Source organism: Halobacillus litoralis (assembly GCF_020524025.1).
Classification (GTDB): Bacteria; Bacillota; Bacilli; order Bacillales; family Halobacillaceae; genus Halobacillus; species Halobacillus litoralis_D.
In genome coordinates this window covers 378340-394010 of the sequence record NZ_JAIVKN010000001.1, presented here as the reverse complement: position 1 = coordinate 394010, position 15671 = coordinate 378340, and the positions used below count along the sequence as shown (strand labels likewise).

General features: G+C 41.4%; 17 protein-coding genes. 4 read left to right on the top strand and 13 right to left on the bottom strand.

Going from position 1 to position 15671, the window contains the following annotated elements; translation table 11 throughout:
• Positions 1–327: 327 nt before the first annotated feature.
• Entirely contained in the window at positions 328–1554 is a 1227-nt protein-coding gene (locus LC036_RS02165) for a hypothetical protein (protein WP_226577587.1), read from the top strand.
• Between the two features lie 284 nt (positions 1555–1838).
• On the top strand, positions 1839–2207 hold the full coding sequence (locus LC036_RS02160; RefSeq protein ID WP_226577585.1) for a VOC family protein: 369 nt from the start codon (positions 1839–1841) through the stop codon (positions 2205–2207).
• 124 nt (positions 2208–2331) lie between these two features.
• Here LC036_RS02160 and LC036_RS02155 read toward each other — a convergent pair whose 3' ends face one another.
• The gene (locus tag LC036_RS02155; protein WP_226577582.1) at positions 2332–2544 is read right to left on the bottom strand and encodes a hypothetical protein; all 213 of its coding nucleotides are present in this window, start codon (positions 2542–2544) and stop codon (positions 2332–2334) included.
• Positions 2545–2905: 361 nt separating this feature from the next.
• Here LC036_RS02155 and LC036_RS02150 point away from each other — a divergent pair, with 361 nt between their 5' ends.
• Positions 2906–4168, top strand: a complete 1263-nt coding sequence (locus tag LC036_RS02150) for a hypothetical protein (RefSeq protein ID WP_226577580.1) — start codon at positions 2906–2908, stop codon at positions 4166–4168.
• Between the two features lie 130 nt (positions 4169–4298).
• Here LC036_RS02150 and LC036_RS02145 read toward each other — a convergent pair whose 3' ends face one another.
• The 8 genes from LC036_RS02145 to LC036_RS02110 all read right to left on the bottom strand — a co-directional run bounded on the left by LC036_RS02145 (position 4299) and on the right by LC036_RS02110 (position 9848).
• On the bottom strand, positions 4299–4523 hold the full coding sequence (locus tag LC036_RS02145) for a hypothetical protein (RefSeq protein WP_226577577.1): 225 nt from the start codon (positions 4521–4523) through the stop codon (positions 4299–4301).
• A 229-nt stretch (positions 4524–4752) separates the two neighbouring features.
• Positions 4753–5754: an aldo/keto reductase gene (locus LC036_RS02140; protein WP_226577574.1), complete on the bottom strand. Its 1002-nt coding sequence runs from the start codon at positions 5752–5754 to the stop codon at positions 4753–4755.
• Positions 5755–5984: 230 nt separating this feature from the next.
• Positions 5985–6173 carry a hypothetical protein gene (locus LC036_RS02135; RefSeq protein ID WP_226577571.1) on the bottom strand — a complete coding sequence of 63 codons (189 nt, stop codon included), beginning with the start codon at positions 6171–6173 and terminating at the stop codon, positions 5985–5987.
• Positions 6174–6336: 163 nt separating this feature from the next.
• Positions 6337–7437 carry an NADH:flavin oxidoreductase gene (locus LC036_RS02130; RefSeq protein WP_226577568.1) on the bottom strand — a complete coding sequence of 367 codons (1101 nt, stop codon included), beginning with the start codon at positions 7435–7437 and terminating at the stop codon, positions 6337–6339.
• A gap of 123 nt (positions 7438–7560) precedes the next feature.
• Entirely contained in the window at positions 7561–7983 is a 423-nt protein-coding gene (fosB, locus tag LC036_RS02125; protein ID WP_226577565.1) for a metallothiol transferase FosB, read from the bottom strand.
• Between the two features lie 37 nt (positions 7984–8020).
• A complete protein-coding gene (locus LC036_RS02120; protein ID WP_226577561.1) occupies positions 8021–8323 on the bottom strand; it encodes a hypothetical protein in 303 nt (100 codons plus the stop codon).
• Between the two features lie 447 nt (positions 8324–8770).
• Positions 8771–8962, bottom strand: coding sequence for a hypothetical protein (locus LC036_RS02115; protein ID WP_226577559.1), 192 nt, complete (start codon positions 8960–8962; stop codon positions 8771–8773).
• 316 nt (positions 8963–9278) lie between these two features.
• Entirely contained in the window at positions 9279–9848 is a 570-nt protein-coding gene (locus tag LC036_RS02110; RefSeq protein ID WP_226577556.1) for a GNAT family N-acetyltransferase, read from the bottom strand.
• Positions 9849–10139: 291 nt separating this feature from the next.
• On the opposite strand from LC036_RS02110, the gene LC036_RS02105 reads away from it, so the two are divergent.
• Complete coding sequence (locus tag LC036_RS02105; RefSeq protein WP_226577553.1) at positions 10140–11657, top strand: BCCT family transporter; 1518 nt, start codon at positions 10140–10142, stop codon at positions 11655–11657.
• Between the two features lie 71 nt (positions 11658–11728).
• On the opposite strand, the gene LC036_RS02100 is transcribed toward LC036_RS02105, so the two are convergent.
• The 4 genes from LC036_RS02100 to LC036_RS02085 all read right to left on the bottom strand — a co-directional run bounded on the left by LC036_RS02100 (position 11729) and on the right by LC036_RS02085 (position 15600).
• Positions 11729–11989: a hypothetical protein gene (locus LC036_RS02100; RefSeq protein ID WP_226577549.1), complete on the bottom strand. Its 261-nt coding sequence runs from the start codon at positions 11987–11989 to the stop codon at positions 11729–11731.
• Between the two features lie 465 nt (positions 11990–12454).
• Positions 12455–12760, bottom strand: coding sequence for a hypothetical protein (locus LC036_RS02095; protein ID WP_226577546.1), 306 nt, complete (start codon positions 12758–12760; stop codon positions 12455–12457).
• 122 nt (positions 12761–12882) lie between these two features.
• Complete coding sequence (locus tag LC036_RS02090) at positions 12883–14532, bottom strand: FAD-binding dehydrogenase (protein ID WP_226577544.1); 1650 nt, start codon at positions 14530–14532, stop codon at positions 12883–12885.
• Positions 14533–14703: 171 nt separating this feature from the next.
• Complete coding sequence (locus tag LC036_RS02085; RefSeq protein ID WP_226577542.1) at positions 14704–15600, bottom strand: S66 peptidase family protein; 897 nt, start codon at positions 15598–15600, stop codon at positions 14704–14706.
• Positions 15601–15671: the final 71 nt, after the last annotated feature.

Sequence of the window (15671 nt, the reverse complement as noted above, 5' to 3'; positions counted from 1 at the left end):
TTTAAGAAGGATTACCAGGATTATTCTTCTTAGGCATCTCAAGAATCTACTGTTTTTTCAATATAATAATCAGACAGATAAGTGAATTTTTAATGTTTATCGCTTTACACTGAGTGTTCTCCTCCAATTCCCCTCTCTTAATCGACCCTGATATACATAGAAAGAAGTACTATCCTATTCCACACCCCCCTGTAAGTACCACCTTCAGAGAGTTTCATGACATTATTTTTATATACTTTTTTATGGTAGATAGTTTTGCAGACATGATAAAGGGAAACCTTTAAGTATTTCTAGAGTTACAAAAAGCATGAATAGGAGGTAAAACTCTTGAGTCATAAGCAAGTATCTGTGGGATTAGTTACACCACCTGGATATCCAAAGAAATTGAGTCAAAGGTTAAGTGGAGAACTACCTGAACTACTTAGTTATTATGTGAGAGAAGAGTGTCAGTGGGAAGTGGATTCCACCGTTGATCCACTCACAGGAGTCACAGAAGATTCTGAAGAAGTGTTGAAAGCGGGGTTAAAGAAAAGGGAAAAAGAGGGCTGGGACTTTATTATCTGCTTGACTGACCTGCCATTCTTTCAGGATCGAAGACCGATTATGGCAGAAGCTTCTACAGAGCAGAATGTAGCCATTATCAGCCTTCCGGGACTTGGATCTACACCTATGGTCAAACGGATTAGAGAATCCATACTCCAATTGGTTAATGAGATGTACCATGGAAGTACAGAAGAAGACAGAGATAAAGCTGAATACCATTTAAAAATAAAAAAGAGTCAGGGGCATAAACACTTAAAAGAAAAAGGTGCTAGAAGATTATTTGAAAAACGCAGCTTTGAGCACTTCTCCCCTTTAAAACGTATTAGACCTCCAGAAGGGAGCTCCATGGATGTCCGATTCATTATAAAGTCACGAATCAGCGGCGCCCTTCGGATAGTAACAGGAATGGTGAGAGCGAATCGCCCATGGGCCATTTTTCCTGCGTTTAAAAAAGTCATCATGTTCGCCTTTGCTACTGGATCGTATGCTCTCGTCTTCCCTACTCTCTGGAAGTTAAGTAACCATTACGGACTGTGGAGGATGTTTATGCTTTCTATTCTCTCTACTTTTCTAATGGTTGCCTGGGTCGTGGTCGCCCATAATTTATGGGAGAAAGTAAATGAAAATAGTGCTTCCTATCATAGAAAGTTATACAATGGGGCAACCATCCTCACCCTGTTTGTTACGGTCTCTATTTATTACACCATCTTACTAGGGATGTTTTCCCTGGCAGTTCTGGCCTTTATTCCAATGGAATGGTTGGAGTCTCAACTAACCGGTCCTGTTGGTTATGATAATTATTTTTATATTGCCTGGACAGCGACTAGTATCTCTATCATTATCGGCGCCCTTGGATCAGCTTTAGAAAATGAGGAAGTCGTTCTTTCTTCCACTTATGGATATCGACAACAGCAGCGATATAAAACCGTTAATGGCTCCCTCAAAGGAGATGTCGGAAACAAACAGCAGGACTATTCTTCTGACCCTATAAAAACAAAGAAGGCAAATTGAGACAAGCCCAGACAGCTCTGTCCATTTGCCTTTTCATTATCTGCGCTTAAAATATCAAAACTTAGAGAGGGTACCAAATCATATAAAACACAAGCTTCCTTTAAAGATTATGAAAGACCACTTGAATCAGTGAGGTAACTGAAACACTTCTTTGACACTATTCCTATCCAAGCATTCTATCGATTAAATAGGAATGTCTGGCCTCTGTGTATTCTCTAAAATAAAGGACTTTACAGAAAACAAACGAAGTATACTAGAGTGCATATAACTTAAGGAGGAAGAAGATGAGCGATTCTTTAATCGATGCTATTCATTATTTTAGAATACCAGTCACCGACCTAAGTGAATCAGTTACATGGTATTCAGAGTGTTTAAATTTGAAATTGAAATTTAACAAAGAGGACTTCGCTGTTTACGAGCTTCATTCAGGCCCGCTGTTAGTATTAGTGGAAGCCGACAAGGAATCCCGGGGACATTTTTTCAAAAATGATCAACCTGAGTTTTCGATCGGTTTCACCACTTCAAATATTCAAGAGTTTTACGATTATTTAGTCAGCCAAGGTGTTAAAGTTGAGTCTATCGAGGAAGATGCAGGGCATCATTTTTTCCACTTCTATGATCCCAGTGGGAATAAACTCCAAATACATAACTGAATGTTCCCTTTAAAGATAACAAGCGGATACAGCTGCTCATGTCTGGGCAGCTATTAACAATGAAAATTATGACTCATCATAAAACTTATCTGCCTGACAGCCTCCGGTAATGAGGGACTGGATCTTACATCCCCCTTATAACTCTTTTGGTTTTGCCGCATTTCTCACATTTATAAATGGCCCCTGGAGATTTTTCTTCCCAATCTACATGCTTGTATCTATGAATTCCTAACCTACATAAAATATGCTTATTCCTATCCTTCAGATCGCTTGTTATAACATTAGTCACTAATCCAATCACAACAAAAGCTATAAATACCCAAAGAAATAAATCCATTTTTGAACCTCCTAACTTACCTATAACATTCTGATAAGTACTATTAACGAAATACATGTGAGTCATAGACTTAGGAAACAGCTGATTTGAGTTTACTAAAAGCTTTCACGGCAGCTCTAGTAGGAAGATTACAATATTTATAAGTCACTCACTTCTGACTCTCTATGACAAAAATTATCACCTTTAGTCACCAAGTTTATGTATCTTTCATGATTCTATAATACAACATCTTAAAACAATACTTTGTACCTGTTCATCAATAAGAACATAGACCCACGGAACCATTCTTACAATATATGGTTTTAATGTTTTTATTTCGGTTAAACCTTAACTGTACGAAATTACAAAGGAGGTATGAAGTTTGAATTATGTAAAAATGTCAAACCTTTCTCTCTCTGATGTTGAAGATCCATACGTACTGAAGTTGGTTACCGAAATTGGTGAATTAATTAAGGACGAGTTCTCAGAAACAATGATAATGAAAATGGAAGACAAAGATGTTGAAATTCCTAAGTTATATCTTGATGGTGAAGAACATGATTCTGTTGGTACCGTTGCATTCAATTATTTAAAAGAAAAGTCCTCTTCTCAACAAAGAATAATATTTAAAAATATAAAAAGACTAACTGAACCCACAATACCTGATTTATTCTTGGATGATGATAAAATAATCCATCCCTTTCTCCCTCAGCTCTCTAACTATTCTCCCGTTGATAAGTATACTGTTGATAGAAGATTTCTACTCAAACCAAAACTTCCTCAGTTCCCAACACTTGAGAAAAATAACAATCACATCATAAATAGAATAGATTTAAAGAAAAAGTTCGCCCTTCTTGGAGACGTAAAAGTGATCGAAAGAATTAAAGTTTACTTAGCTAGACTAATTGAACAAACAACTATTGAATGTGACGATGAAGAAGAGGAAAACACTAATGACACCCCTTATCTAAATAAGGGGTTAAACTTCAATTTAATTCGTGTGAAATGCTATGATGAAACCGGTTCCGGGTATTGGCAGGAGTTGGGAGAAGATGAAATCTACATGGGTGGAACGGCTGTTGATGAATTTGAAAAAAGTGCGATGATAAATGAATTTAAAGTTGGAAACTTCGATGATGGAGAGACGAAAAGATACCGCCCAAGTAAAGTTTTACATTCCTTCCCGCTGAATGATGATTATTCTAATGATGTTACTGAAGATGAGAAAGGAAAATTATTCACAGTTTTCCTTGGACTCGCCGAACAGGATAATGGCGGCTTTGGCTCCTTCCTTAGTAAATTATATCAATCAGTCAAAAAAGAAATTGAAGTTATTCTGAAGTATCTCTCTACAGCAATAGGAGGCGCTATTGGAGCAGCCATTGGCGGGACTATAGGAACAGCGTTAGGCGGACCGATAGGCGGTGCTCTTGGTTTATTGGCTGGACTTGCAATTGATTATGCCATAAATAGTATAGTAAATGCATTTAATGACGACATTTTCAAACCTAAAATCGCAACACTATTCCTTCCATCCGCAGATACTACATTTGACCGCAGTTTAAAATCACCGATCCAAACTTTTGATTACAAAGGTCATAACGCCCACTATCGGGCTTACTATCAATGGGGGTTAGAAAGATAATATGTATGTAAAAACGCCTCCTCAGGGAGGCGTTTTTACATACACTGGAGATTGAGCGACAAACTTGAAAGGTTGACCACGTCCTTCATATAGCTGAAGCATGGCGTTCATGTCCCAGTTTGGCGCAGGCCTAACCGCTCTCTTCCTTCTCATTTTCCGACCCTTTGTTTTTCTTTTTCTTATAGAGAACGTAAATTACATTTGCAGCGACTAAACATAAAGATCCGGTTAAGTACCCGTAGACAGCCATTAGATTTAATTCACGATAAACGAGAGTGCTTCCAATCATTCCACCAATGAATGCCGCCAGAGCCATCACACTTAATCTCCATTCAGAATGTACGAGTTTCTTCATTTCCTTTACACTCCCTTCCATCCTTCGGTATTAAAGGGCTACAGCATTATTGAGCGCATAAATTTCTATTCATTACTAATAAACGAGTTCATATCTGCTTTAAAAGATATCAACCTTTCTCTTATTCTTTTTACCTTACCTATACGACATTAATCTCATTTCGTTTCAATCCGGCTGGAATGTCAAAAAAAACAGCCTCCTTATAAAAGAAGGCTGTTTTTAATATGAATTACAACTCCGAACGTACAGGTGGACCATATTCTTTCAGCGTGCCATTTTCTAAATCACTGACATGATTGTAAAGAATTTCATCGATTTCATTCAATTCATCATTTGTCAGCTGGAATTCATCGGTTTCATTTACACCGTCCAGCTGAGATGGTTTACGTGCACCCCACAAAGCAACATCCGCTCCTGGTTTATGATCGAGAAGCCATCGGATAGACAGTTGAATAATGTTACGGTCTCGTTTCTCAGCGAAACTTTGGAGTTCCTCCACCGCGTCAATCAGACTTGGGAAACGATCACCCTGGAACAGTTCGATATTGCTTCTGAGGTCATCATCTGGAAAGGATGCATCCTTTGAATACTTGCCTGTAAGCATCCCGTGGGCAAGAGATCCCCAGGACAACGTAGAAATTTCGTGGTTGTGACAGTATTCAAACCACTCGATTAAGTACCGTTGCAGCATATTCAAATGCATTTGAGACGTATGAATCGGAGCGTATTTCTGCCATTCATCCATCTGCTCCGGGCTGAAGTTACTTACGCCAATCGCGCGGATTCTGCCTTGTTCATAGAACTCTTTCATCTTTTTCGCTGTTTTCTCAATAGATTCATCGGTATCCGGCCAGTGGATCTGGTATAGATCAATATAGTCCGTCTGCAGACGGTCGAGACTTGCCTGCAGTTCTTCTTCTAAGTGAGAAGGCCTGCTGTCCCGGTAATTGCCATCATCGGTAAAATCAATTCCTGCTTTCGTTGCAAGAACGAGATCCTCCCGGTTCACATTAGAATCAGCGATGGCTCTGCCTATCAGCTCTTCGGATAATCCCTGTCCATAAGCAGGGGCCGTATCAATAGTGGTTACACCTTTATTAATGGCTGTTTTTATCGTTTCAATCGATTGCTCTTCATCTGTGCCGCCCCAGCCGGTACCTCCAATAGCCCATGTACCCAGGGCGATGCGTGTAGCTTCTACATCACTACGTCCCAATTTCACTTTCTTCATTAAAAGTCCCTCCTTGTAATGGAAACTTTAACCGTTCTGACAGAAAATGAAACCTGTGGGTGTTCCCAGCAATTTAAAAACTGCTTTTCTCTACGTAATTTTAAAAGGAGCTTCATGAAAGATTTCATAGAACGTTTACCTATAACCGACATACGATACCTTTAAGAATAGTAGTTGTTTCAACATTACCTTTTTAAAGCAAAATAAAAAAACTCCCCTCAGGAAGTTTTTCATGCATTGATTTTTAAGTTTTCCAAAGTCAAAAAATAATTAAGGACAAACTGACGGACTTCCCACTCTTCCACTTCTACTTTTCCATCCGTAAACCCAGATGAATGGTAGGAGTAGTTACCAAACTGTACACGTTCTCCTGATTGAAGCTCCCCCATAATCTGATTGGTTCTTTCCATATAGTTCATGTCCATCACCCTTTCTAGTACAAGTATGGGCAGAAACATAGCCTTCTATACTATTAAAAAACTGTATTCCGAGCCCTTTTAAATGCCTTCCTTCAGCAAAAAGCAGGCACCCTGATAAATAGGGCGCCTGCTTATACTTGCCTTTACCATTCTATCTCTATCATTAATAAAGCTTTTGCAGCGCTTCTTTATCAAACGCTAACAAATCATCGGCTCTTCCATCATGGACTTTCTTCACCCATTCGGGATCCATTAATAAGGAACGGCCAATTGCAACAAGATCAAACTCCTCACGGTCAAGCTTTTCTACTAAACCATCAAGGCTTGTTGTCCCGGCAGCTGAGAAGTTCGTGAAGACACCATCAAGACCGACAGAACCGACGGAAATGACAGGTTTGCCAGATAGTTTCTTCGTCCAGCCTGCAAGATTTAAGTCAGAACCTTCAAATTCAGGTTCCCAGAACCTACGGGTGGAACAGTGGAATATATCAACGCCGGCCTCAACTAGCGGCTGTAAGAAACGTTCCAGCTCATCAGGAGTATTGACAAGTTTCGCTTTAAAGTCATTCATTTTCCACTGAGAGAAACGGAAAATGATAGGGAAATCCTCCCCGACTTCCCGACGGCACGCTTCTACGATTTCAACAGCAAACTGTGTCCGCTTAACAAAATCGCCGCCATAACGGTCGGTACGCTTGTTGGTGTTTTCCCAGAAGAACTGGTCGATCAAGTAGCCGTGAGCGCCATGAATTTCAATCGCGTCAAAACCGAGACGTTTCGCATCCGCTGCTGCTTTAGCATAAGATTCCACCAAAGCCTCTACTTCTTCTGTAGACAGTGGTTCATTGATTTTTTCCCCATCTAAGCTCAAACCAGAAGGACCAACAGGCCACGCCTCTTCATTGGGAAGATCACCTTTGCTGCGAGTCATTCCTACGTGCCACAGCTGTGGAGCAATTTTACCGCCGGCGTCATGTACTTCTTTCACAACATTCGCCCAGCCGTTCAATGCCTTCTCTCCATGAAACACAGGAATATTCGCACCAGATACAGAAGCTGGATGGTCAATCCCTGTTCCTTCTGTAATAATCAGCCCGACTTCATTCTCTGCACGCCTGCGGTAATAAGCCGCAACATCTTCATTGGGAACGTTACCAGGTGAAAACCCCCGCGTCATCGGTGCCATAACGGTCCGGTTTGGAAGACTTAATTTATCACTTAAAAATGATTCAAATAAAGGTTTCGTTGTTGTTTGGTTTGTCATAGATCTGCCTCCTTTTTCAACGATGTATGTAATTATTACAGATGAAAGAAGGAAACAAAAGAAATCTGCTTTTGTACAGCCCATTCAATATTCAATTAGGAGATATGTCCCAATCTAAAAGGGTTAAGTGAAGAAATCCATTTCTGGCTTCGCTTCTTTATAGTACCGGATCCGATCCTCCATAGTTCCATTATGCAATTCAAATTTGTGCCCGTCGGGATCTGTAAAGTAAATGGACTTCTTATCACGCTCGTCCCGTACTCTTCCAGAAAGAATAGTTACACCGAAAGCCTCTAATTTTTCATAAGCGTGATCAAAATCTTTTTCATCTATAGAAAAGGCGATATGCGTATAGGATTCTGAAATCTCATTTCTTGGAATCTCTTTTTCTTCATTCAAGGCCAGCCAAATGCCCTGAAGGTCAAAGTAAGCTGTTTTCCTCCCTTTTACGAGAAGCTCCGCATCAAAAACATTCTGATAGAATGCAGTCGATTGATCGATATCTGATACCGAAAACAGGAAATGATTCACCCCTTTAATCTTCATAACTCATCACCTTCCTCCTTTCTTTTCCTCTATAAGCTCAATATTCACTCCTCACTACCTCCTCATGTGTAATATCTCCTTCTTCTGTTGTCCAGATCCTAAAGGTGGCGTCAGACCCTTTCTTAACCTCCATAACGTACTCTGCAAAAAACTCTCCCCATTGACCACGGCTGTTCACCTCTTCAATAGAAGTGATTTCCGAATGTTGTTCCATCACTTCCTCTTTTACTTGATGAAATTTTATCTGGATGAATAAAGTCACGGCTCCATAGATGAGAAGAAAGAGGGACATAATAGTCAGAAGGATGGTTAACAAAGGATTTCTCTTTTTCTTATACAACTTTTCCCCTCCTTTCTTTACTGACTGCTGCCTTTGAAGAGCAGGGTAATGAAATCGACTATTACCGGGGCTGAAATGATAAGGCCAGTGACTCCAATGATCATTAAGATAGGAGTCATCAGTGGATTTGGCTGATTTAACTCATCTAGCTTTCTATTTATTTCTTTTCATTCATATAGAATTTCTTTTTCTTGAACTTCAGACATCCAATCCCCCCTGTCCATCCTGGTAAAAAATCTCTTTTACTATTGTAAAACAGACCGCTTCCTTCGAAAACCGCATGGAATATGACTATTCTTTCACGGGTAAACAAAGATATCCGCTCCCTCTATAGATAAAGAGAGAGACGGATATAAGGAACCTCATATGTACGGGATAATGCTTCTCAATTTTTTCACCAGTGGAAAATCCCTCTCTTTCCTGTATTTAATAGGAAAAAAGAAGTATTTAAACACCCTCCCCTTTCACCTTCTTCCTTGCTCTACTCTCAACGCCAAAGAAAACAGCCCCGGCAAGAAACAGGAGATTGGAGACCGCTAATACAATTCCGTTCCACTCTCCGTCAAAAATCGTAACATTAATGAGTGTAGCCAGATGCATGATAAATAGAAGTAGAAATAAAACTTGATACGTCTTCATAAACCATCCCCCCTTTTCAATGATTATGGAATTATCGGTTACTCAGAAAGATTCTGTTTATCGTATTCTTCTGATTTAGATACGAAACAGGAAATACTCAGCCATCCTATTATAGAAAGAACGCCAACCAGAATCGTCGTCCAAAACCCCATGGGTCACCTCTCCTTCACTTTTCATACCCCTTTATAAACCTTTTCTTCTATATGCATACGACTTCTCCTACCAAAACGTTTCAAGTTCTAGAAAATTAAGAAGAGTCCCCCTGTCCTTACACCTGTGTATACAATTTGCACGCAAGAAATTCTTTGGAATCAAATCAGTTGTTACACTCTCTTGGCAGAAATGGATGAATGCGGCTCATAAGGAGAGTATGAAAGAACCTTCCATCGGATAACTGTTTGTCATACTTTAGGACACCTTCCGTTTCAAAACCAAACCGCTTGTATAACGCAATCGCTTTTTCATTCGTTTCTATGACATTCAAGGTAATTTTCTTCACGCCATTCGCATCTGCCCAGTTGATGGATGTCTCAAGCATATTACGTCCAACTCCGTATCCCCAATCCTTTTTTAAAACAGCCACACCAAATTCCACTTTATGGGAGAGCCTTCTCAATGGGCTGCCTTCACACCTGCTGAAGCCAATAATTTCACCCTCGTAATCGGCCACTAAAAAGAGACGCTTCCCTCCTTCGGAATCCTGGAGAATCAACTTCTTAAACGCCTCCGTGCTCATAAAAGATTCGCCGGGTTCACGGTCTAAATAATCGGTTTCCGCATCCACTTTCATCCTGACTTCTGACAGCTGTTCCGCATCTTCTTCGCGGGCGGATCTAATCACATAAGCCTTGCCACTTACGCAGCATTTTTCTGGGTGAATCCTCATTTCTATCTCCCTTTCTATTGCACCATTTATCGACAAAAGCTTGTAAAACTTGTGTAAAAAAAGAACAAATTTTTTGATTTTCTTCATTATGTAAACCTTGCTGGAACCCTTGTTACTATAGGAATTCAAGAACATTTACCAGCTCCCGGACTTATTTTCATAATATTAGCTCTATTTCCTCACTTATAGATTTCAGTGGTTTCCTAAGATATAATACAAAATGCAAAAAGTTCGTAAAGTTTTTTCTGTACATACTATACATTCGCTACAGACAATTTTAGGAGGATTTTCATGAAGAAATTTACACCGATGTATTGGATTGCCCTGAGCATTGGCATTATTTTTGTCAGCTGGGGTGCTGTTTTTCCCGATCATCTGCTAAGCACCATGATGGTTATCCGTAACGGGATCTTAGATCAGTTTGGATGGTTCTATCAATTTGCTGTAACCTTTATGCTCATCATTTCATTTATTATTGCTTTTAGTAAGTTTGGAAAAATAAAACTCGGAAAAGATACAGACAAACCGGAATACAGCACAATGACCTGGTTTGCGATGCTGTTCAGCGCAGGAATGGGAATCACCCTCTTATTCTACGGATTAACTGAACCCGTCACCCACTATGCCAATCCCCCGGTAGGAAAAGCGCAGACAATTGAATCAGCCAAGCAGGGACTGGAAATCAGTTACCTTCACTATGGCATTCATGCCTGGGTTATTTATGCTATCGTTGCTCTTGTTCTCGCTTACTTTAATTTCAAAAAGGACTTACCAGGAGTGATGAGTGCGACGCTTATTCCTCTGTTTGGAGAACGTATGAGAGGAAAAGCAGGATATATTGTAGACATTATTGCCGTGTTCGCTACCTTATTTGGTGTAGCTATATCGCTTGGTGTAGGAGCTAAGCAGATCAACAGTGGTCTGAATTATTTATGGGATATCCCTGTTTCTTTCCCTATTCAGCTCATCATTATGGGAGTTACAGCCGTCTTGTTCATTTATTCAGCGGCTTCTGGACTATCTAAAGGGATTAAATACCTAAGTACAACCAACTTAATTTTGACAGTTGTTTTATTCTTTGCATTCTTAATTCTTGGACCAACGAAATTTGTTATGGAAACCTATTCCACGACCCTTGGTACGTACCTTCAGAACTTTGTACAGATGGGCATGCGTTTTTCTCCATTCGATTCTGAGAATAACCAGTGGGTCAAAGACTGGACCATTTTCTACTGGGCCTGGTGGATTTCCTGGACACCATTTGTCTCAAGCTTTATCGCCCGTGTTTCTAAAGGTAGAACCGTACGTGAATTCTTAGTTGCTGTTGCCATTGCACCAGCGATTGTATGTACCCTTTGGTTTGGTGTATTCGGAGGAGCCGGCATTTATTTCGATTTCGTACAAGGCTTAGATGTGGCAGGACAGAGCCTGGAATCATCCTTGTTCTATGTCTTTGACCAGCTTCCATTCAGCGGACTGCTTTCATTTATCGCCGTGATTCTTATTATGACCTTCTTTGTCACATCCGGTGACTCCGCTACATTTGTTCTAGCTATGCAGACATCCAATGGAGATCTTAACCCGCCGTTCTTTGTTAAGTTCAGCTGGGGTGTGATTCTAACAGCCATTGCTGTCATTCTTATGTGGGCTGGAGGATTAGAAGGATTACAAGCGGCTGCGATCATCAGCGGATTCCCGCTCACCATCATATTACTGCTTATGATCGCCAGTTTACTGAAGTCCTTTAGATCAGAGTTTCGAACAGAACCAAAAACCGAAACAAAAAAAGAACAATCCAAAGCAAGCTGAAACACGGAATATTGAGTACTAAGTAAGGGTGAAAAGCTGAACGTTTCAGCTTTTCACCCTTATTCTTTTCTCTATTCCTTTTTCTTTTTCAAAGTAAATTTCATGCCCGCTTCGCCTGAAAAATCCACAAACAGCTTGGTCGCTCCTCCGGAATCAAGTGCCCCTGTCACATGTAACTCAATCGTATCAAGCTCAAACCCATCAAAACGATTGACCAATTCCGTCAGTTCATCCGGTAGAAACTCTAAGTACTTTTCACTTGAGGTATCAGCAATCGATACCTCTTTTTGTTGATCAGGAAGCATAAACGTTACCTTTTTCTCTTCACTCATTCACGCACCTCCACCTTCTGATCACACCACCATGATCTTTCTTTTAATTCAGTCTATAGCTCTACCTTTACTATTCTTCAAAAATAATAGAATTCCTTGCCTGCATCCAGGCTTATGGTAGAGTTAATGCCGTCATCGATCTATCTTTAGGCCCATTGGAGAGATGTGGAATAATTCATGCCGAACTTACTTATTTGTCAGAATGGTAAACCTGATCACCGTTCTGATCGCTTCTGTTGTCATTGGTGCTTTTATAGGAGAAATATTCCTATTTAATAATGACCACCAAAGCCATGGAGAATAAAAAACTATAATTCTATGCCCTATTTGTCCAGCAATAAACGAAACACTTCATCTTTTACAATATCCAAGAGAAGAAGGAGCTTGTTATCCTCGCAATCCAGTAAGACTAAGTTCGTTTTGCTATAGAATTTCCCCCTTAACCTTCCTCTTACCTTAAAGCTCTTAATAGTAGTTCTCTTTTGCGATTTCTTCAAACACCTTCCAATGCCCATTCATCACGGAAGTGTTATACCTCATAACGACAAAATTTTTCTCACTATCCCCGTCCTGTGTCTGAATCAAATATGTATCTGACCCTCTGTAATCAACATCTACTACCTCTAATCCTTTGAAGGTATTATTAGAGGATATGAAGGATTTGAGAGTCTGCCTTTCCATCATTTCAAGTATTGGATTATATGGGCTGAAGAAAAAAGCCCCTGTTAAAACTGCCAATACCACTGCAGCGACGACTAATTTTTTTCTCACTCCTGATTCTCCTTTAAAATAAACCTCATTCATCTAGTGCTTCTTAGACTTTCCTCACTCCTAATAGAGCCCTGTCAGTTAATCATGACAGGGCTCTATCTTTGTAGGAACGTTAAACTCACTTACCTTCCTCCAATCGTCCGGCCGGCTTCTCGACCAGTAAACAGGCACCCTCCCAGGAATGTGCCTTCCAAGGCTCGATATCCATGCATACCGCCGCCTCCAAATCCGGAAGCCTCTCCTGCAGCATACAGCCCTTCAATCGGTAAGCCGTCCGCCCCCAACACAACACCGGTTAGATCTGTCTGTAACCCACCGAGTGTTTTCCGACTTAAAATATTTAATTTCACTGCAATCAGAGGTCCGTTTTCAGGGTCGAGAATTTCATGTGGAGGGGCCACCCTGATAAGCTTATCCCCGATATAGTTTCGCGCCATACGCATAGCAGTCACTTGTGAATCTTTCGTAAAGGTATTTGCCATTTCATGGTCTCTAGCTTTAATCTGCCGTTCAATCTCCTCTACTTTAAGAAGCGGTTCTTCAGTTAACCTGTTCATTCTTCCCACTAAATCCGGAAGGGTGTCCGCCACGATAAAGTCTTCTCCCTTATCCAGGAACGCCTGAACAGGTTCTGATACTCCGGAAAGGGCACGATTCAATACTTTTTTTATACTTTTTCCTGTCAGGTCAGGATTTTGTTCCGATCCTGAGAGGGTGAATTCCTTTTCAATGATTTTCTGGGTTAAAATAAACCAGGAGTAATCATAGCCGGTCTTTCCAATCGCTTCGAGTGTGCTTAATGTATCAAACCCAGGAAAATTTGGGGCTTGGAAACGTTTTCCAGTCGCATCCAGCCAGATGGAAGACGGTCCCGGCAGAATACGAATTCCATGGTCGCTCCATACAGGGGCATGATTTTTAATCCCCTCTGTGTAATGCCACATGCGGTCGCGGTTTACGATCCTCGCTCCTGCTTTTTCACAAATGGCCAGCATCCGACCGTCCACATGGGCAGGTACGCCTGAAATCATCCGCTTCGGAGGCTTCCCTAACCGTTCCGGCCAATGATCACGGACAAGGTCGAGGTTGGCTCCAATTCCTCCACTGGATATCAAAACCGAATCTGCTCTGCACTCAAACTGCTTGACGACCTGCCTGTTGCTGTCTTCCCCGCGGGATGCACTGCTTGGTGCCAGCACACTTCCACGGACGCCAATAACCGCCCGTTCCTCAATCATCAGCTCGTCCACCCTGTGGCGGGGGAGATATTTCACACGTCCCTCTGCTATATACCTGCTTACCTTTTCTTTAAAAGGGGCAAGGATTCCAGGCCCTGTTCCCCACACAATGTGAAAACGCGGCACGGAATTGCCATGTCCATCAGCAAGGTGTCCCCCTCGTTCAGCCCAGCCGACGACTGGAAAGAGGCGTACGCCCATCTTATGTAACCAATCCCTCTTCTCATAGGCAGCAAAATCGATGTATGCCTCTGCCCATTTTCTGCCCCAGTAATCCTCATCTTCTTCCCGATCAAATCCCGCAGTTCCGAGCCAGTCCTGCCAGGCTAAATCTCTCGAATCTTTAATGCCCATTCTCCGCTGTTCCGGTGAATCGATTAGAAATAAACCTCCGAACGACCACCACGCCTGACCACCAAATGACGATTCCGGTTCTTGATCTACGAGAAGAACCTTTTTGCCCCGGTCAGCGATTTCCGCGGTTGCTACTAAGCCAGCAAGCCCTGCTCCAACAACAATAGCATCTGCACTCATATGAGCCCTCCCAATTGTCAGAAAATACACTCTATTATAAGTATATAGACAAGATATGGAAAACCCAAGGTTTACTTTTCACACAGGAGTAAACAGCCGAAATGGAAAAGTGAATGACTCTTTACATCCACACAGAGAAATCATAATAGAAAACACTGAATCCACACTCTTTCACACAACCCCGGATTCAATGATTAATTGAGGCGGCGAGGTTGTAAGTTTCGCCTGAACCCCGAGCGGCACACCATAGTTAGGATTGCAGTGACCGATATAAAAATTCTCCACAACAGGATAAGGTGCATCAGAAAAGAAATCCTTTAGTACCTCTTTAATTTTTTCGTATTCTTCAGGGTCGTCTTGGAAGTGACCGAGGATTACCCCTTTCACAGATTCGAAGACTCCTGCCTGTTTAAGATGAGTAAGCATGGCATCAATCCGGAACGCAGGTTCTGCGACATCCTCAATCAAAAGGATTGCTCCTTTCGTATTCACCTGAAACGGAGTCCCCATCCCGTTGGTTAGCAGCGTTAGGTTTCCTCCAACCAAACGTCCTTCCCCTGTGCCATGAGACAGCGTCATTAATGGCGACTTGTGAGAATCATAGATATAAGATTCTCCCGTCAACAGAGGCAGAATAGAGGATTCAGTCTCCGTTGACCTTTGTTCATCATTCAGATCGGACGAGACCATCGGCCCGTGAAAGGTGACCATATCACTGAAGTTATGTATCGCATGTAGTAGATAAGTGATGTCGCTGTAACCCCAGAAGATTTTAGGGTTCTTCTGAATTATTTCATAATCGATCATAGGGGCAAGTTTGGCTGACCCAGCTCCTCCATTAGCACAAAAGACTGCCTTGATTGAAGGGTCGCAAAAGGCTTCATGTATATCTGAAAGCCGCTTCTCATCTGAGTCCTCTCCATCGTACACGTGTTTTCCAATGACGACCTCAAGCCCCATATCTTCCAGGACACGTATCCCTTGTTTTAAATGCTCTTGTTCTGGCGGCCCGGCCGGGGCAATAACAGCTGCCCGATTGCCTTCCTGTAAAGCACATGGTTTAATCATAATCATTCTCCCTTTTCTTTTGGTTTCCTCAGGTGATGTGTGAGTTGTTCGTTCTTCTTTTACAATCGGTT

Bases quoted from the DNA above. Each gene is read 5' to 3' on its own strand.
- LC036_RS02160 (WP_226577585.1), top strand. From the start codon at position 1,839: ATGAGCGATTCTTTAATCGATGCTATTCATTATTTTAGAATACCAGTC.
- LC036_RS02155 (WP_226577582.1), bottom strand. From the start codon at position 2,544: ATGGATTTATTTCTTTGGGTATTTATAGCTTTTGTTGTGATTGGATTA.
- LC036_RS02145 (WP_226577577.1), bottom strand. From the start codon at position 4,523: ATGAAGAAACTCGTACATTCTGAATGGAGATTAAGTGTGATGGCTCTG.
- LC036_RS02140 (WP_226577574.1), bottom strand. From the start codon at position 5,754: ATGAAGAAAGTGAAATTGGGACGTAGTGATGTAGAAGCTACACGCATC.
- LC036_RS02135 (WP_226577571.1), bottom strand. From the start codon at position 6,173: ATGAACTATATGGAAAGAACCAATCAGATTATGGGGGAGCTTCAATCA.
- LC036_RS02130 (WP_226577568.1), bottom strand. From the start codon at position 7,437: ATGACAAACCAAACAACAACGAAACCTTTATTTGAATCATTTTTAAGT.
- fosB (WP_226577565.1), bottom strand. From the start codon at position 7,983: ATGAAGATTAAAGGGGTGAATCATTTCCTGTTTTCGGTATCAGATATC.
- LC036_RS02115 (WP_226577559.1), bottom strand. From the start codon at position 8,962: ATGAAGACGTATCAAGTTTTATTTCTACTTCTATTTATCATGCATCTG.
- LC036_RS02110 (WP_226577556.1), bottom strand. From the start codon at position 9,848: ATGAGGATTCACCCAGAAAAATGCTGCGTAAGTGGCAAGGCTTATGTG.
- LC036_RS02105 (WP_226577553.1), top strand. From the start codon at position 10,140: ATGAAGAAATTTACACCGATGTATTGGATTGCCCTGAGCATTGGCATT.
- LC036_RS02100 (WP_226577549.1), bottom strand. From the start codon at position 11,989: ATGAGTGAAGAGAAAAAGGTAACGTTTATGCTTCCTGATCAACAAAAA.
- LC036_RS02090 (WP_226577544.1), bottom strand. From the start codon at position 14,532: ATGAGTGCAGATGCTATTGTTGTTGGAGCAGGGCTTGCTGGCTTAGTA.
- LC036_RS02085 (WP_226577542.1), bottom strand. From the start codon at position 15,600: ATGATTAAACCATGTGCTTTACAGGAAGGCAATCGGGCAGCTGTTATT.